Source organism: Aeromonas sp. R6-1 (genome assembly GCF_040908165.1).
In the GTDB taxonomy this organism is placed as follows: domain Bacteria; phylum Pseudomonadota; class Gammaproteobacteria; order Enterobacterales; family Aeromonadaceae; genus Aeromonas; species Aeromonas caviae.
Window position 1 is genome coordinate 37,669 of the sequence record NZ_JBFODF010000046.1, and the last position, 21,853, is coordinate 59,521.

Annotated in this window: 25 protein-coding genes, 1 tRNA gene and 1 riboswitch; of the genes, 7 read left to right on the forward strand and 19 right to left on the reverse strand. The window is 59.8% G+C overall.

Annotation, left to right across the window (positions count from 1 at the left end; translation table 11 throughout):
• Positions 1–7: 7 nt before the first annotated feature.
• Positions 8–1,450: an HAD hydrolase family protein gene (locus AB5Y68_RS15170; RefSeq protein ID WP_200886041.1), complete on the reverse strand. Its 1,443-nt coding sequence runs from the start codon at positions 1,448–1,450 to the stop codon at positions 8–10.
• Positions 1,451–1,722: 272 nt separating this feature from the next.
• On the opposite strand from AB5Y68_RS15170, the gene AB5Y68_RS15175 reads away from it, so the two are divergent.
• The gene (locus AB5Y68_RS15175; RefSeq protein ID WP_039041263.1) at positions 1,723–2,049 is read left to right on the forward strand and encodes a hypothetical protein; all 327 of its coding nucleotides are present in this window, start codon (positions 1,723–1,725) and stop codon (positions 2,047–2,049) included.
• Positions 2,046–2,561, forward strand: a complete 516-nt coding sequence (locus AB5Y68_RS15180) for a phosphoribosyltransferase (protein ID WP_039041262.1) — start codon at positions 2,046–2,048, stop codon at positions 2,559–2,561. Before AB5Y68_RS15175 ends, AB5Y68_RS15180 begins: the two co-directional genes overlap by 4 nt.
• A 216-nt stretch (positions 2,562–2,777) precedes the next feature.
• Here AB5Y68_RS15180 and AB5Y68_RS15185 read toward each other — a convergent pair.
• Both AB5Y68_RS15185 and AB5Y68_RS15190 read right to left on the reverse strand, forming a co-directional pair.
• Positions 2,778–2,865: transfer RNA gene (locus tag AB5Y68_RS15185), tRNA-Ser, on the reverse strand.
• A gap of 247 nt (positions 2,866–3,112) precedes the next feature.
• Positions 3,113–3,568, reverse strand: a complete 456-nt coding sequence (locus AB5Y68_RS15190; protein ID WP_160839247.1) for a YbjN domain-containing protein — start codon at positions 3,566–3,568, stop codon at positions 3,113–3,115.
• Positions 3,569–3,723: 155 nt separating this feature from the next.
• Here AB5Y68_RS15190 and AB5Y68_RS15195 point away from each other — a divergent pair, with 155 nt between their 5' ends.
• Entirely contained in the window at positions 3,724–5,061 is a 1,338-nt protein-coding gene (locus AB5Y68_RS15195; RefSeq protein ID WP_010674988.1) for a flavohemoglobin expression-modulating QEGLA motif protein, read from the forward strand.
• A gap of 70 nt (positions 5,062–5,131) precedes the next feature.
• On the opposite strand, the gene AB5Y68_RS15200 is transcribed toward AB5Y68_RS15195, so the two are convergent.
• Entirely contained in the window at positions 5,132–5,713 is a 582-nt protein-coding gene (locus AB5Y68_RS15200; RefSeq protein ID WP_010674989.1) for a thymidine kinase, read from the reverse strand.
• An 85-nt stretch (positions 5,714–5,798) separates the two neighbouring features.
• Positions 5,799–7,379 carry a Na+/H+ antiporter NhaC family protein gene (locus AB5Y68_RS15205; RefSeq protein ID WP_039041260.1) on the reverse strand — a complete coding sequence of 527 codons (1,581 nt, stop codon included), beginning with the start codon at positions 7,377–7,379 and terminating at the stop codon, positions 5,799–5,801.
• 87 nt (positions 7,380–7,466) lie between these two features.
• Positions 7,467–7,638: riboswitch (Lysine riboswitch) on the reverse strand.
• A gap of 317 nt (positions 7,639–7,955) precedes the next feature.
• Here AB5Y68_RS15205 and AB5Y68_RS15210 point away from each other — a divergent pair.
• Positions 7,956–8,354: an H-NS family nucleoid-associated regulatory protein gene (locus AB5Y68_RS15210; protein ID WP_039041259.1), complete on the forward strand. Its 399-nt coding sequence runs from the start codon at positions 7,956–7,958 to the stop codon at positions 8,352–8,354.
• A 79-nt stretch (positions 8,355–8,433) separates the two neighbouring features.
• Here AB5Y68_RS15210 and AB5Y68_RS15215 read toward each other — a convergent pair whose 3' ends face one another.
• The 5 genes from AB5Y68_RS15215 to AB5Y68_RS15235 form a co-directional block, all read right to left on the reverse strand.
• Positions 8,434–8,997, reverse strand: a complete 564-nt coding sequence (locus AB5Y68_RS15215) for a cob(I)yrinic acid a,c-diamide adenosyltransferase (protein ID WP_039038686.1) — start codon at positions 8,995–8,997, stop codon at positions 8,434–8,436.
• Positions 8,994–9,224 (reverse strand): DUF3820 family protein, encoded by a 231-nt coding sequence (locus AB5Y68_RS15220; protein ID WP_039038687.1) that lies wholly within the window; start codon positions 9,222–9,224, stop codon positions 8,994–8,996. Before AB5Y68_RS15220 ends, AB5Y68_RS15215 begins: the two co-directional genes overlap by 4 nt.
• A 1-nt stretch (position 9,225) precedes the next feature.
• Entirely contained in the window at positions 9,226–9,897 is a 672-nt protein-coding gene (gene queE, locus AB5Y68_RS15225) for a 7-carboxy-7-deazaguanine synthase QueE (protein WP_010674994.1), read from the reverse strand.
• 61 nt (positions 9,898–9,958) lie between these two features.
• Complete coding sequence (gene queC, locus AB5Y68_RS15230) at positions 9,959–10,666, reverse strand: 7-cyano-7-deazaguanine synthase QueC (RefSeq protein ID WP_368207318.1); 708 nt, start codon at positions 10,664–10,666, stop codon at positions 9,959–9,961.
• Between the two features lie 22 nt (positions 10,667–10,688).
• Positions 10,689–11,342: a tRNA-uridine aminocarboxypropyltransferase gene (locus AB5Y68_RS15235; protein ID WP_200886001.1), complete on the reverse strand. Its 654-nt coding sequence runs from the start codon at positions 11,340–11,342 to the stop codon at positions 10,689–10,691.
• Here AB5Y68_RS15235 and rrtA point away from each other — a divergent pair.
• A complete protein-coding gene (gene rrtA / locus AB5Y68_RS15240; RefSeq protein WP_223915160.1) occupies positions 11,308–11,886 on the forward strand; it encodes a rhombosortase in 579 nt (192 codons plus the stop codon). The two genes, AB5Y68_RS15235 and rrtA, sit on opposite strands and share 35 nt — an antisense overlap.
• 86 nt (positions 11,887–11,972) lie before the next feature.
• Here rrtA and pyrF read toward each other — a convergent pair whose 3' ends face one another.
• The 6 genes from pyrF to cmk all read right to left on the reverse strand — a co-directional run bounded on the left by pyrF (position 11,973) and on the right by cmk (position 17,243).
• Positions 11,973–12,671 (reverse strand): orotidine-5'-phosphate decarboxylase, encoded by a 699-nt coding sequence (pyrF, locus tag AB5Y68_RS15245; RefSeq protein ID WP_039038689.1) that lies wholly within the window; start codon positions 12,669–12,671, stop codon positions 11,973–11,975.
• A gap of 121 nt (positions 12,672–12,792) precedes the next feature.
• Positions 12,793–13,959 (reverse strand): lipopolysaccharide assembly protein LapB, encoded by a 1,167-nt coding sequence (gene lapB, locus AB5Y68_RS15250; RefSeq protein ID WP_039038690.1) that lies wholly within the window; start codon positions 13,957–13,959, stop codon positions 12,793–12,795.
• Positions 13,960–13,968: 9 nt separating this feature from the next.
• A complete protein-coding gene (locus AB5Y68_RS15255) occupies positions 13,969–14,253 on the reverse strand; it encodes a LapA family protein (RefSeq protein WP_010675000.1) in 285 nt (94 codons plus the stop codon).
• A gap of 156 nt (positions 14,254–14,409) precedes the next feature.
• Positions 14,410–14,694, reverse strand: a complete 285-nt coding sequence (ihfB, locus tag AB5Y68_RS15260) for an integration host factor subunit beta (RefSeq protein WP_005299934.1) — start codon at positions 14,692–14,694, stop codon at positions 14,410–14,412.
• A 92-nt stretch (positions 14,695–14,786) separates the two neighbouring features.
• A complete protein-coding gene (rpsA, locus tag AB5Y68_RS15265; RefSeq protein ID WP_010675001.1) occupies positions 14,787–16,457 on the reverse strand; it encodes a 30S ribosomal protein S1 in 1,671 nt (556 codons plus the stop codon).
• Positions 16,458–16,550: 93 nt separating this feature from the next.
• On the reverse strand, positions 16,551–17,243 hold the full coding sequence (gene cmk, locus AB5Y68_RS15270; RefSeq protein ID WP_039038691.1) for a (d)CMP kinase: 693 nt from the start codon (positions 17,241–17,243) through the stop codon (positions 16,551–16,553).
• A 263-nt stretch (positions 17,244–17,506) separates the two neighbouring features.
• On the opposite strand from cmk, the gene ribA reads away from it, so the two are divergent.
• Complete coding sequence (gene ribA / locus AB5Y68_RS15275; protein ID WP_039038692.1) at positions 17,507–18,100, forward strand: GTP cyclohydrolase II; 594 nt, start codon at positions 17,507–17,509, stop codon at positions 18,098–18,100.
• Between the two features lie 66 nt (positions 18,101–18,166).
• Here ribA and AB5Y68_RS15280 read toward each other — a convergent pair whose 3' ends face one another.
• Entirely contained in the window at positions 18,167–19,069 is a 903-nt protein-coding gene (locus AB5Y68_RS15280; protein WP_039038693.1) for a LysR family transcriptional regulator, read from the reverse strand.
• Between the two features lie 93 nt (positions 19,070–19,162).
• Here AB5Y68_RS15280 and AB5Y68_RS15285 point away from each other — a divergent pair, with 93 nt between their 5' ends.
• The gene (locus AB5Y68_RS15285) at positions 19,163–20,416 is read left to right on the forward strand and encodes an MFS transporter (protein ID WP_039038694.1); all 1,254 of its coding nucleotides are present in this window, start codon (positions 19,163–19,165) and stop codon (positions 20,414–20,416) included.
• On the opposite strand, the gene AB5Y68_RS15290 is transcribed toward AB5Y68_RS15285, so the two are convergent.
• The gene (locus tag AB5Y68_RS15290) at positions 20,401–20,955 is read right to left on the reverse strand and encodes a VOC family protein (protein ID WP_039038695.1); all 555 of its coding nucleotides are present in this window, start codon (positions 20,953–20,955) and stop codon (positions 20,401–20,403) included. The two genes, AB5Y68_RS15285 and AB5Y68_RS15290, sit on opposite strands and share 16 nt — an antisense overlap.
• The gene (locus AB5Y68_RS15295) at positions 20,949–21,713 is read right to left on the reverse strand and encodes a hypothetical protein (RefSeq protein ID WP_010675007.1); all 765 of its coding nucleotides are present in this window, start codon (positions 21,711–21,713) and stop codon (positions 20,949–20,951) included. The genes AB5Y68_RS15290 and AB5Y68_RS15295 overlap by 7 nt, the downstream gene beginning before the upstream one ends.
• Between the last annotated feature and the right edge of the window lie 140 nt (positions 21,714–21,853).

Sequence of the window (21,853 nt, forward strand, 5' to 3'; positions counted from 1 at the left end):
GGCGGCATCAGCCGGCGGTGATCACGGTGCAGCCCTCCCCTTCGAGCGTCTTGACCAGGACCGGATCCTGCCGGGTGCAGATCAGGTAGTCGAGATCCGCAGCGTGCAGGAAGGGGTAGGAGGCCAGGGACTCCAGCTTGTCGTCATTGCACAGCACCGCCAGCGAGCCGCAACGCTCCGCGACCCGGCGCTTGAACTCGCTGTCCTGGTAATGCACGGCGCTGAAGCCAAGATCCGAGGACCAGGCGCAGACCCCCAGAAAGCCGAGGTCGAAGCGGAACTTGTTGATGCCCTCTGCCGCCGTGATGTCGACGGCCCCGCCGACCAGCGGATCCTGCTCGCCACCGAGGAGGATGGTCCTGATGCCGGGTCTCTCCAGCAGCCGGCAGGCGATGGCCGGGCTGTTGGTCACCACCGTCAGGCTCTGGTGCTCCGGCATGAGGGAGGCCAGCAGCAGGTGGGTGCTGCTGGCATCCAGGAAGATCAGCTGGTTCGGTTTGACCAGGCTCAAGGCGGCCACGGCCAGGGCCTGCTTCTGCGCAACATGCTGGGTACTGCGCTCGGTCAGGGTCCCCGTCTGGGGCGACAGGGAGATGGCGCCACCGTGAATGCGCTTGCAGCGCCCCTCATCGGCCAGATAGCGCAGATCCCGCCTGATGGTCGCCTCCGTGGTGCCCAGCGGCTCCGCCAGCTCCGCCGCCATCACTTTGTGGTGCGCGGCCAGCAGATCCAGAATGAGGAGCCGTCGCTCCTCCGGTGAATACTTGTCCATGGTGTTCCCTTGTAATGGCCGGGCGATCATCGCCCGGCCCGCCTCACGCCCCCTGCCTCTGCCTCTGCAGTGCGAGCAGTTGCAAGATGGTATGCATGACGGCATCATCATCGTTCGAGCGGGTGATGAAATGGGCGGCGTCCTTGGTCCGTCGTGGCCATTGCGCATGGCGAAACTGAAGTCGGCGCACGCCATCAGCTCGATGTCATTGAGCCCGTCGCCAAAGACCAGGGTCTCATGACGACCGGCGCCGACCAGCTGCTGCAACCTGGCCACCGTTGTCCCCTTGTGCACGCCGGCATTGGCGATGTCTATCCACTGCTGGTCGGACGCCACTATGTAGGCCTCGTCATCACACTCGCCAAGCTGGCCCCGCAGATCCAGGCAGCGACCCTGCTCGTCATAGACGGTGATCTTCACAACGTCCGCGGTGATGTCACCAAAATCGGCGACCGTCTGCACCTGGGTGTAAGAGCGGCGCACCAGGGCTTTCAGATGATCCGGCACCTCCTCCCGGATCGCCGCGCAGGCCGCCGTGCAGGCGATGACGATATGCTCGCCCGGCAGACGCTCCAACCGACGGATGATGGCCAGGCCCAGGGCGCTACCCAGCAGCGCCTCGACCCGATCGACCTGTTTTCCCGTGCAGGGCGCAAAATGTATCCCCTGCTGCGCCATGGAGGCAACCACCTCGGCAAACAGGGCTCGGTTGTTATCCCCCCTGCTATATGAGGAAGGTGCCGTCCATCTCCGTGATGATGAGCGTGATCATGCTGTTACCTCGGATGTATGCATGCTGATCGCGGTCATCATATCGCCACAACGGACACATACAAACAAATACAAGATCATTTTTGTTCATATGAGCTCGAAATGATCATAGCATGACCTCCTCGCTCGGAGGATCCCAGGCACAGCCCCCTCCTTCGACTGTCATCCAAGGAGACCCCATGTTGTCCACACTCTCCAGTCGGCGGCCCCGGCACGAGCGGCTCGCCACCCGAGCCACCTTCTTCTGCTCGGGCTTTGCCACGGCGGCCTGGGCCTCCATCATCCCCTTAGCCAAACTGAACGCCCAGATAAGCGACGCCACCCTGGGCTATGTCGGGTTGCTCTCCAGCCCCTCCCTGGTCGGCTTTGTCGCCGACGCATTCGGTCTGCCGGCTGCCCTCCACGGCGTCGTTTTGCTGATGGTGCTGGCCCTGCTCCTCAGCAGAGGCGTGGGGCTGGCACCCCGGGCCACCCCTCTTTCTACAACCTGTCAGGAGCTGCCATGAGAAACCCTGTTTTCGGCGACGTGGTATTAAATACCGAGGACATTGCGCTCGGCGTCGAGGTCATCGCCAAACGGCTCAACGAGCGATTCACGGAGGCGGTGGTGATCACCGTGGTGCCGGGCGGCATGCTGTTTACCGCCGATGTCGTCAGGGCGCTGCGCTTTGACATCGCCATGGACTACATCTCCTGCCCCCACACTCCGGGGGAGCGCCACAATGCCTCTCCCATCGTCTTTCGCAACAATGTCGGCATCCAGGGCAGAGACGTCATCCTGATGGACGACGCCATCGAATCGGGGGGTACCATGAGGCGGCTGGTCGCGCACCTGCAGGCGTTTGCGCCACGTTCCCTGTCCATCGCGACCCTGTTTGTCAAACCAGGGCGCGTGGCTATCCCCGCCGAGCAGTTTTATGCCTACGAGATGACGAGCGATGATCTGCTGGTGGGCTACGGCCTGCCCTGGGAGCACAAGTACCGGAATATCCCCTATATCTCCAGGTTGAAGAGATAACGGGACGGGACAAGGTTAGGGAGCGATAAACCGATCAGGATAAACCTGACAGCAAGGGAGGCATTGACCAGACTACATCCCGGTGTCGCCCGGTGTACGGCCTATGCCACTCCAGCAGGGCTAGTCCACCCGCCTGTCGATACCGGGTAGAGACCAGATTGCCGGTTACCGGAAAAACAAAAGGCCCCGTCTTGCGACGGGGCCTTTTGTTTTATTTGGCGGTGAGGGAGGGATTCGAACCCTCGATACGTTGCCGTATACACACTTTCCAGGCGTGCTCCTTCAGCCACTCGGACACCTCACCAAATTTTTACTGTTTGAAGTGGCTTTCGGAGCGCGCTGCGCGTGCATCTTGCCGACTTCGTCGGTGGGCAGCCTCTCGGATACCGCACCAAATTTTGTCTGTGGTTTAACGTGTTCAGCCAACACGGTGTTCGCTGCGCCGTTGCGCTGGAACGGGGCGTAATTTAGGGGAAAGCCCCGCCGCCGTCAACGGCTTTTTAGCCGCAGCGAACCGTTCGCACATTAAACGCACAGTTCAGGTGCTGAGGTCAGTGAACGGATTCCGGTGCGACCTGGATTTCAGGCAGATTGAGGAAGCCAAGGCGTTCACATTCGGAAACCACTTCATGGGTGGCTGCCGTAGTGCTTTCAACGAACAGCAGGAACTGCTCGACGGTGAGACCCGCCTTGGTAAAGACGGTGTGACCCACAACGAGGCGTGGCAGGTTGTCATCGATGATGTCGAGGAACACCTTGAGGGACGGATATTGCATGTTGAGACGACCCAGTTCGGCCACCAGGGGCAGCAGCGATGAGGGGCGCACTTCCAGCTCGGATGAGAACAGCAGCCCTTCCTCTTCCACGAAGATCCGGCTCTCCTGGATGCCCTCGACGGACTGCAGGGAGACCATGTGGATGCCATGACACTGATCGCACACATAGTGCTCGATCCGGGCCTGTTGCAACCAACGCATTATCATTTCAGAGCTGGGGATATTCATCATTTTCACGACACGGTAGAGATCAAGGGGCGCAGTCTAAACCAATTTTCAGACAACCAAAAGCACACAGGCCGGATCCCCGTCGTCTCGCTTCTTTTTGACAGGCCCTGTGCCTATACTCAGCCATTCTCGTAGCGCACTCGCCTCCAAAGAGCCCGATGACCATCCAAGAAAAGTATCGCCTGCACCTCAAATCCCTCTCGGATGAACTGCTCGCCCTGCAAAAACCCATCCGCATCCTGGATGCCATCAAATGGCCCCGTCACCTGCAAAGCGACTTTCTGGCAAGTGGCGGCAAGGCACTGCCCGCCATCGACAGGCACTTCTATGAATCCCTCCCCCTGGGGTTCGATCCCCGCAACAAGTACCTTGAGCTCAAGGAGCTGAGGGACAGGATCCGCCGGCGCCTCGGCCCCCAGGACGATCTCGGCCGGATCCTGCAAGAGACGGTGGATCAGTACATGGTGGTCATCGAGATGCTGCGCCAGCGCGGGCAGCCGGACTTTCAGCGCTACAGCCAGCGCCTCTACGGCTCGGCAAGCGATCACCTGCGCGGGGATCGCAAGACCCTGAAGGAGCTGGGGGCCAGATTGTGCGATATCTTCTCCCTGCCCGGCGCCCGCCACCTGGTGCGCCCCTACCCCAAGGAGTTCGAGGGGGAAGCCGCGGTGGCGAGGTTGCAGGGCAAGCTGTCGAGCTACTTCAGCGACGGCACAGTCCAGGTCAAGCTCAGCGATGGCATCGTCTCCGATGCCGCCGCCGGGGGGGATTACATCAAGCTCAACTCTCATGCCCGTTTCTCGGAGCTCGATCTGCAGGTGCTGGAGGTACACGAAGGCTGGGTTCACGTCGGCACCACCCTCAACGGCCGCCAGCAATCTTACGCCACCTGGCTCGGCGCCGGCTCACCCCGCATCACCGCCTGTCAGGAGGGGCTGGCGGTACTCATCGAGACCCTCACGTTCAGCTCCTTCCCGGACAGGGCCAAGCGCATCTCGGATCGGGTCATGGCCATCGACATGGCGGAGCGTGGCGCCGATTTCATCGAGGTGTTCCGCCACTTCGTGGCCAAGGGGGCCAGCGAGCACGACGCCTACAAGATCACCCAGCGGGTGTTTCGCGGTGGCATGGTCGAGGGGGGCGCCTGCTTTACCAAGGATCTCTCCTATGTGAAGGGCTATGTGGAGACGGTTAACTTCATTCGCAGCGCCGTGCTGGAGGGGGTGCCGGAGATCCTGCCCATGCTGTTCGTCGGCAAGGTGACCCTGGACGACATTCCCGTGCTCTATCAGCACTATCTGGAGGGGCTCATCGACGCCCCCCGCTACCTCCCTCCCATGTTTCGCGACCTCACCGGGCTCTACGTCTGGTTCGGCTTCGCCTCCGGCATGTCCCTGGTGGACATAGGCCGGGTACAGCAGCATTTTCGCCAGCTCTTCCACCGCCTGCCGGCGGCCGACCCCATCATCGCCCCCGTCGACATCGAGATCGACTGACTCCCACAGACAAAGAGGGCGCCAGATGGGCGCCCTCTTTGGTGTCCAGGCTGCACGAGCCAGCCACGGGTTACTTGAAGGCCCGTCCTTCCAGATAGTGCTTGCGGCAGAGCGACACATAGCGATCGTTGCCGCCGATCTCCACCTGCTCACCGTCGCGCATCACCTGCCCCGCCTCGTTGACCCGCGAGTTCATGTGGGCCTTGTTGCCGCACCAGCAGATGCTTTTTAGCTCCTCGAACTTGTCCGCCAGACAGAGCAGGTGGTAGGAGCCGGGAAACAGTTCGCCGCGAAAATCGGTCTTGAGACCATAGGCGATCACCGGAATGTCCTGCTCGTCGACGATGCGGGCGAGCTGGTAGACCTGCTCACGGGTCAGGAACTGCGCCTCGTCAACGATGAAGACATCGATGTGCCGCTTTGCGTGACGCGCCTTGACCATCTCGAAGAGATCGCAGCTGTCGCTGAACACCTCCACTTTCAGCTCAAGGCCGACCCTGGCACTGATGACACCGGCACCGAAGCGATCGTCGATGGCGGGCGTCATGGCCAGCGGATACATGCCACGCTCCAGATAGTTGAAGTGGGCCTGGATGAGCTGGGTCGATTTGCCTGAGTTCATGGTGGCAAATTTGTAGTGCAGTGAAGCCATGATGGGGTTCCGAAACGGGAGTGATGGGGCGCATGCTAACCAAAGCCCCTGCCAAAACCAAGGGGCCCGCAGGCCCCTTGTTCTCTTATGCGACTGCCACGGCGTTATACGCCCGGGCTTTGCGCAAATGGTAACCGGAGAAGATCAGGAACCAGAGCCCGCTCACGGTGAAACCGGCCAGCGCGGAGTGCATCAGCCCCATCACCAGGTAGCCGAGCGCAGCGCCAAAGGCGATGGCCAGGGCATAGGGCAGCTGGGTCATCACGTGATCGATGTGATGGCAACCGGCCCCGGTGGCAGACAGGATGCTGGTGCTGGAGATGGGGGAGCTGTGATCTCCGAACACGGACCCTGCCAGTACGGCGGCCAGCATGGGCAGCATCAGACTGATGTCGCTGGCGGCCGCCATGTCGCCGGCCAGCGGCAGCATGATGCCGAAGGTACCCCAGCTGGTGCCGGTGGCAAACGCCATGGCACAGGAGAGCACGAAGACCACGGCGGGCAGCACTTCCACCGGCAGATTGCCATTGGCCAGGGAGGCCAGGTATTTACCGGTCTCCACATCGCGCACCACGGCGCCGATGGTCCAGGCGAACAGCAGGATGTTGATGGCGGGCAGCATGGCCATGATCCCCTGCGGAGCCGCCTTCATCCAGTTGCTTGCCCCGAGCTTGAGGCGCATGGCCAGACCGATGGAGACCACCAGGCTGCACAGGGCACCATAGACCAGGGAGGAGCCGACGTTGGTGTTCTCGAAGGAGCCGAGCACGCTGAACGGCAGCCCCTTGTCGGCCAGCACCGCAGCCCCGGAGTCAATCATGAAATAGACGGTGGCCAGGGTCAGGGTCAGGATGGGCAGCACCATGTCAATCATGCCGCCATTGCTCTCCTCCGGGCTCTCCATGTCGAGCCCGATAGGGCGCCCCTTGGACTCGTCCCACAGCTTGCCCTCCAGTGCCCACTGCTCATGCTGACGCATGGGGCCGATGTCGAGCTGGAAGGCGATCACCACCAGCACCATGATCAGGGTGAACACCGCATAGAGGTTCATGGGGATCATTTCGACGAAGGCGGAGATGGGACTCTGGTCGGTCAGACCATGAGCCGCCATGATGCCGCCGACGAGGGCGATGATGTAGGCCCCCCAGGAGGAGATCGGCATCAGCACGCAGACCGGCGCGGCGGTGGAGTCCAGCAGATAGGCCAGCTTGGCGCGGGAGATCTGGAAGCGATCGGTCACCGGACGGCAGATGGCCCCCACCGACAGACTATGGAAGAAGTCGTCGATGAAGAAGGCGAACACCATCAGACCGGTCAGGGACTTGGCACCCTTGCGGGTCTTGGCGCGGCGCTCCGCCCACTCGGCAAACGCCCGGGTCGCACCGGAGACGCTCATCAGGCTGATGAGGCCGCCCAGCAGCAACATGAAGAGGATCATGTTGACGTTGTCACGATTGAGCGCACCGTCGACCCAGAAGATCCTGAGCACGGTATCGAGCATGTAATGCAGGGACGCAAGGGGAGAGAACTGGTTGAGCAGCAGGCTGCCTGCGACTATGCCCACCCCCAGCGACACCAGGACGCGGCGAGTGATGATCGCCAGCGCAACGGCCAGCAGGGGGGGAACGACGGACCAACCGGAGTCGGCGTAATGAACGATGTCCATGATCTCTTTGCACCTAAAGACAACAGGTGGAGATCTACCGAGAGGATCAAAGAAACAAAACCCATGGGGAGGGTATACTCCTCAGCCCCTTCAGGTAGCGCTCCATAGTGGATGACTATGGCAGTCCTGCACCTATTAGATGCAGAACCAGCAACCCGGTATGATGGCCTGGTCACTTCGGCGCCGACTCCTTTCATCGAGCATCGCAGGCATCACCCTCCGCTCGGTTACTCATAGGCAGCGCGCCTCTACTTAAAGGTATTCGCGGCACATTTTATCGAGCCGCCGGGTGATAGCAAGTTTTTTGATTAAATTTCAAGGTTTCTGTGGCCCCCATATCTGTAAAGGTAGTCAAATGGTTCATCAAAGACTCCGCTGGCGATATTTTCATCTGACATGAACCCATTCGAAGATGTTGGCCCGTCAAACGGATAAAAATATCCTTCATACCTATTTCAAGACTTAATTTATCAGCCTAATTAATTATTTTGGCAGGCTTGACTTGGTGCCAAACACCCCTATAAATTATCGAAAAACCAGTTCTTCCCTTAATATTTTGCTCGCGTGGTAGCCAATATGAACGAATTTCTGAAAGTGCTGTTGAATATCCGTAGCCTGCGTGCAGTTTGCCGCGATTTGACGCTGGAACAACTGGAAGAAGGCTTGGAAAAGCTCTCCACCATCGTCGATGAACGTCGGCAAGATGAATCCGCCGAACGCCAGGCCCGTGAAGAACATCAAAAGAAAATTGCCGAATATGCCGAAATGCTGAAGGCCGCTGGGATCGATCCCGCCGAATTGGTCAACACCGTGGTTCCCGAGAATACCAAGGTCAGCAAACGTGCGCCCCGCCCCGCCAAATATCGTTATCTGGACAATGGTGTGGAAAAAACCTGGACCGGTCAGGGCCGCATGCCCTCGGTCATTGCCAAGGCCGTTGCTGAAGGCAAATCCGTGGAAGCCTTTGCTATCTGACAGCAATATCAGGCCCCTTTCCACAGCAATAAAAAAACCTCGCAAGGCGAGGTTTTTTTATTGCTGCTTCGTGCGGTGGTCAGCCTCTGTTAGCCGCCTTGACCCAGAGGATCTCCGGGGTGCCTGACGATACCAGCAAGTATCGGGCGATGGTGAAAAACCAGTCGCTCAGCCGGTTGAGATAGGGCAAAACGGCCGGATTCACCCGCTCTACGCGGCTCAACCCAAGCAGCAGGCGCTCGCAGCGACGGGTCAGGGTACGCACCACATGTGCCTGGGCCGCCGCCCGCGAACCGCTCGGCAAAATAAAATTGCGCAGCACCGGCAACCCGGCACTGTAGGCATCGATCTGTTGCTCGAGCCTGTTCGTCCAAGCCTCGTTCACCTGCCACAGCGTATCCGTTTGTGATTCACTGGAAAATGCCAGCTCCCCGCCCAGATCAAACAGCTCCTGCTGCAACAATATGAGATCGGCCAGGAGTGTCGTCTCCTCGGCGGGTATTTCAGCCATCAACAAGCCTATTTGGGAATTCAGCTCGTCGATGGCGCCATAGGTCTCGACACGTTTATCGTCTTTGGCCAGGGAAGTGCCATCGGCCAGTCGCGTGAGCCCTTTGTCCCCTTGCCTTGTATATATTCTCATTCTGACATCCTGTTAATAATGGGAATAATCATGGACTCGAGTCCATTGAGCTTTATCTCGTAGGCCAGTGCCAGAGACTGGCCCAGGGTACCGGCCGGAAAACCGCTTCGCGCCATCCATACCAGATAGGGCTCGGGAATATCGATGATGCGCCGCCCCTTGTATTTCCCGTAAGGCATCTTGCTGGCCAGCGTCAGCAAGATGCGCTCATCACTGAGTCCATCCATATCAATCGATATTCAGGTATTTATGGGTCTGGATGGAGAGTCGCCAGTTACGGGCGATGCAGGTCGCCATGGCCAGCTCCGTGGCCCTGGCTTTCTGGCTGATGGGTTGCAGCGCAATCATCACATCGGGGCGCAGCCGGGCGGTGGCCAGCAGGGCGTCCAGCTCCTCGATATGGTGCTCGGTAGCCACCGGGTGCTTGATCTCGTTGGCCCGCTCGAGGGCAGAGACCAGCACCGGCAACCCACCCTTCATGCCGATCTTGGGGGAAACGGTCACCCAGGTCTGCTCATGGGTCAGCACCTCGCTGGTCCCGCTGGTTTCGATCTGCACCTGATAACCCGATGCCACCAGGGCCGAAGAGAGCTCGCGCAAGTCGTAGAGGCAGGGCTCACCACCGGTCAACACCACGTGACGGGCCCGGTAACCGAGCCGGGTAAAGCTGGCCAGAATATCTTCCGTGCTCATCTTGCTCCAACCGTCGGACTCATTGGAACGATCGAGCACCTCGCCAGGGGCCACCTCACGCTCGGGGTCCACCACCCAGGTGTGGCGGGTATCGCACCAGGGGCAGCCCACCGGGCAGCCCTGAAGGCGAACGAAGATGGCGGGCAGGCCGGTAAATACCCCCTCCCCCTGGATGGTCTGGAAGATCTCGTTGATTGGGTAGTGCATCTTGGTCACGACTTGCTGCAAAAGGGGCGGATTATACCCCAAACCCGGGCTAGGCACAGGCTCAGGATCCGCTTTTCTCGCCCAGTCCGCTCTTCTCGTACAGTCTGGCACGGATGCCGGTCTTGTCAGCCAGATAGTGATCCAGGCCACGGCGACGCAGCTCGCAGGCCGGACAGGCTCCGCAACCATCTCCCTGGATTCCGTTGTAGCAAGTGAGCGTCTGGTAACGCACGGTATCGAGGTGACCGTAATGATCCGCCAGCGCCCAGGTTTCGGCCTTGTCGAGCCACATCAGGGGGGTTTCGAAGCGGATGGGGCGATCCAGCCCCAGGGAGACCGCCTGATTGAGCGCCTTGACGAAGTCGTCGCGGCAATCGGGATAACCCGAAAAGTCAGTCTCGCACACCCCGGTGATCACCGCTTCGGCGCCCACCTGATAGGCATAGATGGCCGCCAGGGTCAGGAACAGGATGTTGCGTCCCGGCACGAAGGTGTTGGGCAGGCCGTTCTCCTGGAGCTCGAAGCTCACCGGTATGTCGTCCCGGGTCAGCGCAGAGATGGCCAGCTCCCCGAGCATGGTCACATCCATTACCTTGTGGGCGGCGATCCCGAGCGCCGTCGCCAGATGGCGGGCGGTGTCAATCTCCGCCCGGTGGCGCTGGCCGTAATCGAAGGTGATGGCATGCACTTCGTCATAGCGGGCCTGCGCCTGCACCAGACAGGTGGTGCTGTCCTGCCCGCCACTGAAGACCACGACGGCTTTTTTCATGTTTTTCACTCCTCTGGGCAACTCAACGGCGGCGGCCTTGTGCAAAGTCATGCCACTGCCGGTTCAAATGGGTAAACAGGGTCATCAGCGGGGCGAAGCGCTCAGGCTCTCCTTCCCACCGGGACAACAGATGGTAGCCCGCTTCCAGGGTGGACAATGCCTCCTCAAAGGGCTTCTTGCGAATGGAATATTGCCCGGCAATGGCGCCGAGGGTGATCCGCGGCAACCCGAGCAGTGCAGGCGAGCTGTGCAACATGCGATAGGCTTTGCGCCAGGTACCATCGAGGAGGATGAAGTGGGCTCGCACGGTGCGCCCACGCCTCAGGAGATGCTCCCTTGCCTCTATCAGGGTCAGGGCCTCCTCATCGGGCCACAGCACATAGCACTGGACAGCGGGGTCGGCAAGCAGGGCATTGAGCCCTTCGTCGTCGGAAAAATCCTCTCCCACATGAATGCGTACATCGGTCAGGGACGCCGCCAGCAACGCAGCCGTCCCCTTGGGGTGACCTACTTCGGCAGGGTGTTGCAGGATATGGAGCGCAGCCAGGTTCGGCACCCGCTGAATATAATCGCACAGGCACGCTTTGAGGGCCCGGGTACAGCGTGTACAGTATCGGCTCTCTTTGTCGATGGGCTGCTTCATGTTGTCAGGAAAATCGGGTCTGCTCTGGGTCATCGCGCTTTCGCTCGTCACTGCCTTGCTCTTTTTCACCGTGCCAAATCATCAGCTCGCCTTCGATCGCGACCTGATCGCCCAGGGCGAAGGGTGGCGCATCATAACAGGCAATCTGGCACACACCAATGGATGGCATCTGCTGCTCAACCTGAGCGGTCTGGCCGTGCTCTACAGCCTGTTTCAGGAGTACCTGACGGGATGGCGCCTGCCCGTGCTGCTGCTGCTGCTGGGGACGGCGGTCGGACTCGGCATCTGGTGGGGCTGCCCGCAAACCCAGTGGTACATGGGACTCTCCGGCCTGCTGCACGGCTTGTTCGTATGGGGTGCCATGCAGGACATCCGCTTTCGCCGTCACTCCGGCTGGCTGATGCTGGCGGGCGTCGCCATCAAGCTCGGTGTGGACTTTTACAGTGCCGGCGAGAGCCCGGTCTCCGCCTTGATCGGTGCCCGGGTACACATCGAGTCACACTTCATCGGTGCACTCGCCGGCCTGCTCCTCGGCCTCTTCCCCATTCGTCTGGACGCCCAGGCCGTCCACTCCTGAGCTCCCCATAGGCAAGGCCAGCCCACGGCCAAAATGCAGCAGGCCGGATCTGGGATCCGGCCTGCGCTCATTCGCCCATGACGCCGTTACCGGCAAAGCTCGGCATTGATCGCCCCAAGCACGGCGGCGGGATCCGAGGACTGGGTGATGGGACGCCCGATCACCAGATAATCCGCACCCGCCTCCACCGCTGCCAGCGGCGTCATGACGCGGCGCTGATCACCGGCAGCCGATCCGCTCGGACGAATGCCCGGCGTCACCAGCTTGAATTCGGCCCCCAGCAGCCCCTTCAGCGCACTCGCCTCTTCCGCGGAGCAGACCACTCCATCCAGCCCGGCCGTCTTGGCAAGGGTGGCCAGGCGGATCACCTGTTCTGCCGGCGTCACATCCAGACCCAGGGGCGCCATGTCGGACTGCTCCATACTGGTCAGCACGGTTACCCCGATGAGCAGGGGCGCCTTGTCGCCGTATGGCAGCAACGCCTCTCTGGCGGCACGCATCATGCGTTCGCCACCGCTGGCATGGACATTCACCATCCAGACGCCCAGCTCCGCACTGGCCGCCACCGCCTTGGCGACGGTGTTGGGAATATCGTGAAATTTCAGATCCAGGAAGACGTCAAACCCCTTGGCCACCAGTTGGCGAACGAACTGGGGACCAAACAGGGTAAACATCTCCTTGCCTACCTTGAGGCGGCACTGGGCCGGTGAGATCTGCTCAATGAAGGCAAAGGCGTCGGCTTCGTGCTGATAATCCAGCGCGACCAGTACTTTGGGGTCTTGCATGTCACTTCCTATGGATTGTTATGCCACAGCCAGGCGCAGCAGAGCCGGGGCCCGGTTGCACGCTGGCATCTGAAATTCTTGGGTATCCGTGCTCGCCCGGGCGTGTTGGCCTCGCTGGCGTTTACTCCCCATCCAGCCCTCGGATCGGCTTGATGGTGCCCCACTGCCGGCAGGAAGGGCATTGCCAGAACAGCGAATGGGTGGCAAAGCCGCACTGACGGCACTTGTGGGTCGACTTGATCTTGATCTGCTCACCGACCAACTGTTGCAGCAGCTCCAGGCTCTCCTTGGCAGGCCCCTCCTCGGCACTGGCCAACTGGAAACCGACCAGCTGATAGAAGCCCTTCATGGAGGGGTGGCGACGCAGTTGGCGCAGCACCAGGGCCCGGGCCTGGCTCAACCCATCGCGGGCCTCCACCAGATTGGCCAGCGCCAGGGTCACGCTGACCCCCGCATGATCCTCTACCGCTTTTTCAAGCAGCGGGATCAGCTCCTGACTGCGACCAAGCTGGCGATAGCAATCAAGCAGTTTTGGCATGGCTTCGGAGGCAAAGTCGATGTCCTGCTCGAACACCCGCAGGAGCTCCTTGGCCGCATCCTCGAACCTGCCCTCCTCCATCGCCAGATCGGCCAGCCGCAAGCTGGCGCGGGCACAGGCCGGGTGGGCACCGAGCGCACGCTTGAGCTTGGCGATGCCCGCAGGCCTGTCACCATCGCGCAAGGCACTCTCCGCCTGTTCGCAATAGAAGTGGGATATGGGCTCGGCCAGCTTCTTGCCCTGGAATTTCTGCAGACGCACCGCCACGGCGATGGCATTGTCCCAGTCACGCAACTGCTGATGAATGATCAGGAGCTGTGCCAGAGCCGTCTCTTCGAAATCGCTGTCATCACACAGCTCTTTCCAGAGTGCTTCGGCCCGATCGAGCAAGCCGGCAGCCAGAAAATCACGGGCCAGCTCCTGCAAGGCAAGCTGACGCTGCTCACGGGTCAGCTGACGGGCAACCAGGTTCTGGTGGATCTTGATGGCGCGATCGACTTCGCCCCGTTGACGGAACAGGTTGCCGAGGGAGAGGTGGGTTTCGATGGTTTCGCTGTCGACTTCCAGCAGCTGGATAAAGAGATCCACCGCCTTATCCGACTCGTCAGAGAGCAAATAGTTGAGGCCCGCCACGTACTGGCGGGAAAACTGGTTACTCTGTTGCTGGGTGTCCTGGCGAACACTCCTGCGGCCCATGTACCAGCCATAACCGGCGGCGATGGGCAACAGCAGGAAAAGCAGTTCAAGCATCGAGGGACATTATTCCTTGGTTGTCGACCGGGCAAGCTCCAACTCGCGAGATTGACGACGCATGGTTCGGTTCAGGGTGCGATTTTGCAGTTTGAGACGCAGGAACAGCAGACCAAATACCAGCCAGCCCAGCAGAAAACCGCCGGCGAAGAAGAACCCCAGCAACATGGAGAGCGAGAACTCCCCCTGGGCAATCAGGTAGTTGAACTGCACCAGCTGACCATTTTGAGAACCAATGGCAAGGGTCAGGACAAACACCAGCACCAGTGGAATGAGGGCCAAGATACGCTTCATGGGAGCTCCCTGTCTGTAGCGAATGAGTGACTGATTATCCTTAAAATCACAGGCAGACTCTAGCGCGAATGGGAAAAGAGTGTGAGAAACCCGACAACGGGCAGACTCCAGGCCATAAAAATGAAAAAGGCATACTCAGGTATGCCGTTTTCTGCATTATTCGATGATGTTGACGCGTTCGCGCAACTCTTTGCCAGGTTTGAAGTGCGGGACATATTTCCCGGTCAGTTCAACCTTGTCCCCGGTCTTGGGGTTGCGACCCACGCGGGGCGCACGATAGTGCAGCGAGAAACTGCCAAATCCTCGGATTTCAATCCGGTCGCCGTTTTGCAAGGTCGATGCCATCTGCTCAAGGATCTCCTTGATTGCGGCTTCGACATCCTTGGCCGGCATATGCATGCGGCTGGCTGCCAGTTGTTCGATGAGATCTGATTTGGTCATAAGGTTAAATCTCCTTCCCCGATCACATGCAATAATCATTTTGCCAAGATAAAAAAGGGCGGCGCAATGCCGCCCTTTTCTTGCATCAAGGATTACTCACCCTTGGCGGCTTTGAACGCTTCCATCATGGCATTGCTGAACACAACTTCTTCTTGTTGGTTCAGGCTGTCGATGGCAACACGCTCGTCAGCCTCGTCCTTGGCACGGACAGACAGGCTCACGGTGCGGTTCTTGCGATCAACGCCCATGAATTTGGCTTCAACTTCGTCACCAACAGACAGCACCAGAGTGGCGTCTTCTACGCGGTCACGAGCAGCGTCGGAGGCACGCAGGTAGCCTTCTACGCCGTCAGCCAGTTCGATCACGGCACCCTTGGCATCAACCTCGGTAACCTTGCCCTTCACAATAGCACCTTTCTTGTTGTCAGACAGGTACTTATTGAACGGGTCTTCTTCGATCTGCTTGACGCCCAGGGAGATGCGCTCACGCTCCGGGTCCACTTGCAGAACAACGGCTTCGATTTCGTCGCCCTTCTTGAATTCACGCACGGCTTCTTCGCCCTGGTTGTTCCAGGAGATGTCAGACAGGTGAACCAGGCCGTCGATGCCGCCATCCAGACCGATGAAGATACCGAAGTCAGTGATGGACTTGATCTTGCCGGAAACACGGTCGCCCTTGGCGTGAGTTTCGGCAAACAGCTGCCACGGGTTGGATTTGCACTGCTTCAGACCCAGGGAGATACGACGACGCTCTTCGTCGATGTCCAGAACCATCACGTCAACCACGTCGCCAACGTTGACAACCTTGGACGGGTGGATGTTCTTGTTGGTCCAATCCATCTCGGATACGTGTACCAGGCCTTCAACGCCTTCTTCGATTTCAACGAAGCAGCCGTAGTCGGTCAGGTTGGTCACGCGGCCAGACAGACGGGTGGTCTCCGGGTAACGCTTGGCGATAGCAACCCAGGGATCTTCGCCCAGCTGCTTCAGGCCCAGGGATACACGGGTACGCTCGCGGTCGAACTTCAGAACCTTGACAGCGATCTCGTCGCCAACGTTGACGATTTCGGAAGGATGCTTAACGCGCTTCCACGCCATGTCAGTGATGTGCAGCAGGCCGTCAACACCGCCCAGATCTACGAATGCACCGTAGTCGGTCAGGTTCTTGACGATACCCTTAACTTCTTGACCTTCTTGCAGGTTGGCCAGCAGGCTTTCACGCTCGGAGGTGTTCTCGGTCTCGATCACGGCACGACGGGAAACCACAACGTTGTTGCGCTTCTGGTCCAGCTTGATGACTTTGAACTCGAGTTCTTTGTTTTCCAGGTGAGCGGTGTCACGGATCGGACGCACGTCAACCAGAGAACCCGGCAGGAAGGCACGGATGCCGTTCAGCTCAACGGTGAAACCACCCTTGACCTTGCCGTTGATGATACCGATAACGGTAGCTTGCTCTTCGTAAGCTTTTTCAAGCTGCAGCCAGGCTTCGTGGCGCTTGGCTTTTTCGCGGGACAGCTTGGTTTCGCCGAAACCATCTTCGATAGAGTCCAGAGCCACGTCAACGGAGTCACCTACGTTGATTTCCAGCTCGCCCATGGCGTTCTTGAATTCTTCAGCCGGGATAGCAGACTCGGATTTCAGACCGGCATCAACCAGTACGAAACCGTTCTCGATAGCAACGACAGTGCCCTTGACGATGGAACCTTGACGGGTTTCAACGGCGTTCAGGGACTCTTCAAAGAGTTGAGCAAAAGATTCGATCATTGTTTATGTCACAAATGAAACATCCACTTGCAATCCGGCACAAGCGGGGTTGTTTTAAATTATCTGCGCCATCCTTGGTGCAGACGACTGACATCAGCTTGCGCTGACATCACCAAGTTGTTGCTCTGCATAGGCAAGCACCGTTGCCAGCACTTCATCTATGGTCATGGACGTTGAGTCTACAACAAGAGCATCTTCCGCGGGTTTCAGGGGAGCGACGGCGCGATTTCTGTCGCGATCGTCACGTTCCCGAATCTCGGTTAAAAGACGCTCAAAGTTAACATCAAAGCCCTTATCTTGCAACTGCTTATAGCGGCGCTGGGCCCGCTCCTCGGCGCTGGCGTCGAGGAAAATCTTCACATCCGCCTCGGGGAAAACCACGGTGCCCATGTCACGACCGTCGGCGATGAGACCGGGGGCTTGGCGAAATGCTCGCTGACGGCGCAGCAGGGCTTCACGTACCCGGGGAAACGCCGCGATTTTGCTGGCCGCGTTGCCCACTTCTTCAGTACGAATGGTGCGGGAAACATCCTCCCCTTCGAGGATCACCTTGACCAGCGCCCCTTCTACCTGGAATTGCACATCCAGATTGGCGGCCAGGGGAACCAATGCGGCTTCGGAATCGAGCTCCACATCGTGATGCAGGGCTGCCAGGGAGAGCACCCGGTAGATGGCACCGGAATCGAGCAGGTGCCAGCCCAGTTTTTCAGCCAGCAACTGGCACAAGGTGCCTTTTCCTGCTCCACTTGGGCCATCAATAGTCATCACGGGGGCCATCTGAGCCATAACGTTTCTCCTGCGCACTCGGCATCTTGACTGGTTGCACACATCCCTGTCGGGATGGGTTAATGGGCGCCGATTATACCCGAATGCGCCGTCGCTGGCAGTTGTCAGGACACACAATTGCGCAAAAGTCGTCGTGATTGCACCTATTCTGACCAATCGGGTTAACCCACTTCTCACGCAAGGTTTTGTTCTTATGGTTGTTCCGGACAATGCGCGCTAAACTGGCCGCCCTTTTTTAAGCAGCTGTAGTCAGGAGCAACCATATGAGCAGCGTTACCCTCGTGGCCAAATCCAAGTTGCCGACCCCCTGGGGCACTTTCACGCTGGTTGGTTTTCAGGAAACCGGCACGGGCAAGGATCATGCCGCGCTGGTGATGGGCGATATCGCAGACGGCGAACCCGTGCTGGGACGCATTCATTCCGAGTGTCTGACCGGGGATGCCCTGTTCAGTCTGCGTTGTGACTGCGGCTTCCAATTGCAGGCCGCGCTGGAAAACATCGCCAAGGCGGGCCGCGGCGTCCTGCTGTATGTCCGTCAGGAAGGGCGAGGCATCGGCTTGCTCAACAAGATCCGGGCCTATCATCTGCAGGATCAGGGGGCCGATACCGTGGAGGCCAACGTGGCGCTTGGCTTTGCCGCCGACATGCGCGACTACACCATCTGCGCCGACATGCTCAAGGCGCTCGAGGTCAGGTCCCTGCGCCTGATGACCAACAACCCGCGCAAGTTGAAGGCGATGGAATCCTTTGGCATCCCGGTGGCGGAGCGCGTGCCCCTTCAGGAAGGTCGCAATCCCCACAACGAGTTTTATCTCTCCACCAAGGCAAACAAGCTGGATCACCTGTTCAAGAAATAAGGTTGCATCCACCTTGTCAGCATACGCCTCCAGATTGGAGGCGTTTTTATTGGTGATACCACTCAATCATTCAGTATCTGTAGCACAATTATGAGATGCATCCCCTTGCGCCAGCAAAAAATCCCGCAACGCCCGGTTCGCCATGGAGAGCGGATCCCCCCGTCGCCAGGCTACGCAGAGATCCAGGAAGATAGGGGGTGAAAAAGGGATGCCGGTGAGGGCCGGCTCCTCTTCCAGCGCCATGCGCAGGAAGGTGGTCACGGCGAATCCCTGACGCACCACCGCCTTGAGCAGCGGGATGAGATTGCTTTCGAACGCGATGTCAGGCTCTACCCCCAGCCCCTGCGCCAACACCTCCATGTGTTCCCTGTGGTAGAAGCCTCGCCGGAACATGGCGAGCTCCTGGCCGAAGAACTGTGGCAGCGAGACCGACTCAGCGCCGCGCAGCGGGTGCTCCTCCCCCACCACCATCAGCATCTCTTCCCGCAGCAGTTGCGCCCCCTCGAGGGCCGGTGGCAGATCGCTGGTGATGAGGATGGCGAGATCCAGACTGCCATCCACCATGCGGCTGAGCAGCTCCCGGGTGCCCGCCTCCTCCACCCGGATCTTCAAGCCGGGGTAGCGATGCTTGAACGCCATCAGGATTGGCGGGAAGTAATAGGATCCCATCATGTAGGGGATGCCGATGCGCACCTCCCCCCGCTCCAGCCCCTTGAGCTCGGCCATCTCGGCCTCGGCCTGGTGCATCTGGCGCAGCAGCCGTTCGGCGTGGCGACAGAGGACCTCTCCCTCCGGGGTGAGGCGCACGCTGCGGTCCTGCCGGTCAAACAGCCGCAGATCGAGCTGCTGCTCCAGCTTGGCGATGGCCATGCTGACGGCAGGCTGGGCCACGTTCAGCCCCTGGGCCGCCCTGGTGAAGGAGCCGGCATCGCGCACCGCCAGCAGGTATCCGAGCTGTTTCAGATCCATATCAATTTCATTTATCAGGGTGATAACTTAAATATATTATATTTATACGTTTCGTCGCACTACCCTGCACAAAAGTCGTCGGGACAACTCCATATGATCGAAGTAGGCAGTCGCGAATGGATACGCGCCACCCTGGCCCTCAGCCTGGGTTCCTTCCTGGTATTCCTCAATCTCTACCAGACCCATCCCCTGCTGCCGCTCCTGGCAGAGGTCTTCTCCGTCAGCGCCCTGTCCGCCAGCTGGACGCTGGCAGGCTGCACCGCAGGGCTTGCAGGCTCCCTGCTCGTCTGTGCCCGTCTGGCTGATCGGTTCGGACGGCGGCGGATCATGCTGTGGACCCTGGCGGCCGCCATCCTGCTCTCCCTGTGCATCCCCTGGGTCACCCACTTTGATGTGCTGGTGAGCCTGCGCATCCTGCAAGGCGTCCTGCTGGCAGGGTTGCCCGCCACCGCCATTGCCTACATGGGGGAAGAGTTCAGCAAACGTGCCCTGATCGTAGCCGTCGGCGTCTATATCGCGGCCAACTCCCTGGGGGGCATCGCGGGCCGGGTGGTCGGCGGTCTGCTGGCTGGCTGGTTTGGTGACTGGCAGCACACCTTCCTCGGTATCGGGATCATCAGCCTCGCCCTGCTGCCACTGGTCATCTGGCTGCTGCCCGCCCAGCGCTGCTTCGTGGCCGTGGAGGCAGTGCCTGGGCAACTGCGCCGCGCCATCCAGAGTCACCTTGGCAACCCCTTGCTGGTGGGGGCCTATCTCATCGGCGGCCTCAACTTCATGGTCTTCCTGAACCAGTACAGCTATCTCACCTTTCTGCTGGCCAAGGCCCCCTTCTCCCTGCCGACCCAGTGGCTCGGCATGCTGTTTCTGACCTACCTCACCGGTACCGTCGCCTCTTCACTGAGCGGCCGCGGGGCCCATCGCTGGGGAGCACAACGCCTGCTGCTGGCGGGAATAACCTTGATGGCACTCGGCAGCCTGGCCCTGTTGCAGGGGAGCCTTGTCGCCATCATCGGGGGATTGCTTGTCTCGAGCTTTGGCTTCTTCCTCGCCCACGCCTGTGCCAGCGCCTGGGTCGGCCAGCACGTGGAGCACAACCGGGCGCTCGCCTCGTCGCTCTATCTGGTGGGGTATTACCTGGGGGCCAGTCTGGGCGGGCTTTATCTGCACCCCTTCTGGGAGCAAGGGGGGCTCTGGGGTCTGGTACTCGGCATCGAGCTGGTGTTGATCATCACCGCGGGGTTGAGCCTCTGGCTCGGTCACTTGAAAGGACGTGTGGCGCCCGCTTGTACGTTGACGCCACAGGGTCAGGCTCCCGTCAACGGGCCCTCCCCTCACAGACCGTCATAATAGTCTGCCGGTACCGGCACCACGGCGCCGGTGCAGAGCTCTTCGTCTATCACCTCGTCAAGCGAGCGCAGATGAAACTTGATCTGCCCAGAGGGCAGCATCAATCCTATATCCGGGTTGCGTCCGTCATCGATGTTGCCGGTCTTGAAGGGGACATCGGGATGCGTCGCCACCAAGGCCGTGAGCGAGGGCACCACCAGCTCGATATGTTCGAGCCCGGCCTGATGGCTTCGGCCCGCCTTGGGGGCGGCCAGTTCGATGCAGGGGACAGTCACCTGCTCCCAGCAGACGGGCTGGTGCAGGCGATAGGTGGCGATGGGACGCCCGCCTATCATCCCCTCCACCAGCAAGACTCCGTGGGCGGCCAGCACCGCTTTCAACTCCAGATATTCCGGCAGGGTGGCGGCGCGGTAGCAGAGGTGATCCACCACGGGGGAGCCATTGACTCCCATGACGGCACGCATTTCCGTGAGCAGTTGGCAAACAAATGGGGCCATGGGCCCCAGTGTGGAATCCAGGGGATGTGACATGATCACCATTTCTTCTTGGGTTGGAACAGGACGTCCAGTTCGTCCGTCTCTTTGTCCTTGATGTTTTGCAGCTCCTTCTCGCTGTGCTGCTGCAGGTGTTCTTCCAGCTGGCGCATCCCCTGACGCATGTCCTCTTCCCGCGCCAGCAGGTAGGGATCCTTGTCGGTGACATTGGCCAGCGCCCCCAGCCCCTTGGTGTAGAGCTGCCGGCAGGTGCCGTACTGCCCCTGGATCTGGGCATCCATGGCCCGCTTGAGCAGGTTGGCGATGTTGATCTTGAGCTGCATCAGCTCGAGGCGGCGATCCTCCTGGGCAAAGCCTTGGGGATCTATCTTGCCCTTGTTGTGCTCGACCCGCAGCACGGCCCGCATCTTCTTGGCCAGTTGCAGCATCTGGATGGCCTGGCGGTCGGACTCCGGCGTCTTGAAATGCCCCTCGTCCTGGCTGCTGTAGTTCTCCTGCACGTTCTTGATCTGGAGCTGGACATCGGCGATGCGCTGCTTGACCTGCGCATTGGGCATCACCAGCGCGATGGCGCGGTAGGCATCCAGGATCCGGTGTTGCAACAGCAGCACCATGTTTTTGGAAAAGGGCACCAGGTTGACGTTCAGCAACACCTCTTCGGTCTCGTCTGCCACCGCCTTGTGACGGGCAATGGCCTGGCGCTTGTCCGATTCGGCCTTCTGCTTGTATTGCTGCACCACGTTATAGGCGATGACCAGAAACAGGAGTGCGCCGATTGACAGCAATATCAGGGTTAAAATCATAGGGTGTTCACACTCCAGTCCCAATCCAATTGCGAGATCCTACAACAGCTTAGCCTCATAGGGTAGCGCCCAGATCCCGTATTGCCTCACAAGAACGCTCGCAGGCGGTGACCGCATCCGGTGCGTCATGCTCCATATCG